The organism is Hydrogenivirga sp. 128-5-R1-1 (genome assembly GCF_000171895.1).
The window spans coordinates 1-1,466 of record NZ_ABHJ01000347.1 but is presented as its reverse complement, the minus strand read 5'-3'; the positions used below and the strand labels follow the sequence as shown (position 1 = coordinate 1,466).

Here is a 1,466-nt window from a genome sequence, read left to right as displayed (position 1 = left end):
TTTATAAATTGCAAACATATCTAAAAACCACTGTGGATACGTCTTTCGGGAGCTGATATTTCATCTAAATACTCAACATCTTCACCGCTTAAATCCCAGTTAACGCAGCCTAAGTTATCTTTCAGCTGCTGTAAGCTCCTAACACCAATTATTATAGAACTTACATAAGGCTTAGCCTTAAGCCAGTTTAGTGCAACCTGAGAAACGCTTGCATTATATTTTTCTGCGAGTTTTTTCAGCTCATCAACTATAAAGTATGCCTTTTCAAAATCAAATCTTAAAAACGGTCTTTCCATCCTTGCATACCTGCTGTCCTGTGGATGCGGGGCATCTTTTGTGTACTTTCCTGTTAAAAATCCTCCTGCAAGTGGGCTCCAGGGAAGTATTCCAAGTCCTAAATCTTCACAGGCCGGAACAACTTCAAATTCTATATCCCTTCCAAGTAAGGAGTAGTACATCTGTGCAGAAATGAATTTTGAGTAATTTTTCATTTCCTGAAGCAGTACGGATTTTGTTATCTGCCACCCTGCAAAGTCTGAAATTCCAATATATCTGACCTTTTCCATTCTAACAAGGTCATTTAAAGCTTCCAATGTTTCTTCAATTGGAGTGTGATTATCCCACCAGTGAACTTGATAAAGGTCTATATAGTCTCTTCCAAGTCTTTTTAAGCTTTCATCTACAGATTTAAATATATGATATCTTGAAAGACCTCTGTTATTTGGGTCTTTCTCATCCATTACGCCTCTTACTTTAGTGGCAATTATCACATCATTTTTCCTACTTCCAAGTGCTTTTCCAAGGAGCTGTTCACTTTCTCCAAAGGCATAAATATCTGCTGTATCAAAAAAGTTAACTCCGTTGTCAATTGCATAATCTACAACTTTCTGTATTTCGCTAAAAGGCATTCTTCCGGCACTTCTCCAGCCTTTTTCTGTGAACGTCATTGCACCAACACATATAACTGAAACCTTAAGACCAGAGTTTCCTAAATTTCTATACTCCATGAGAAACCTCCTGCTTTACAGCCTCTAAAATATCATAAAAATTGTTAAATGGAATGTAATCTAAACCTTTTTTATCAAGGTATTTTTTTAATGAAGACGTGGCAAAAATTTTATTGCAGAACTTGGCTGCTTGAATATCAGTAATACCATCTCCAGCATAATATCTATAATAATCTTTAAAATCTCTTTCTATAATATAAGGCTTGCAAACACCGCAGTTTCTTTCACATACATCGCCACATTGATATATAAACTCAACATCTATATACTCTTTGTCAAAAACAGCCTTGTTATTGTAAACTCTGTAAATTTTATCTTTATACTTTTCAAGTAAAGGCTCCATATAAAAGTCAAGCCCGCCACTTAAAACCACAAAAGGAATTTTAACTTCATTTAAATAGTCCAAAAATTCATCAAATCCTTCTCTTATTTCAATATTTTCTATTACCCAGTTTATAA

Annotated in this window: 2 protein-coding genes; both read right to left on the bottom strand. The window is 34.9% G+C overall.

Features of this window, described 5'->3' with window-relative positions:
• Positions 1 to 20: 20 nt before the first annotated feature.
• Positions 21 to 1,007: an aldo/keto reductase gene (locus HG1285_RS18495; protein ID WP_008289317.1), complete on the bottom strand. Its 987-nt coding sequence runs from the start codon at positions 1,005 to 1,007 to the stop codon at positions 21 to 23.
• On the bottom strand, positions 997 to 1,466 hold a 470-nt coding region (locus HG1285_RS01735; protein WP_008289316.1), incomplete at its 5' end, for an MtnX-like HAD-IB family phosphatase. The genes HG1285_RS01735 and HG1285_RS18495, both read right to left, overlap by 11 nt.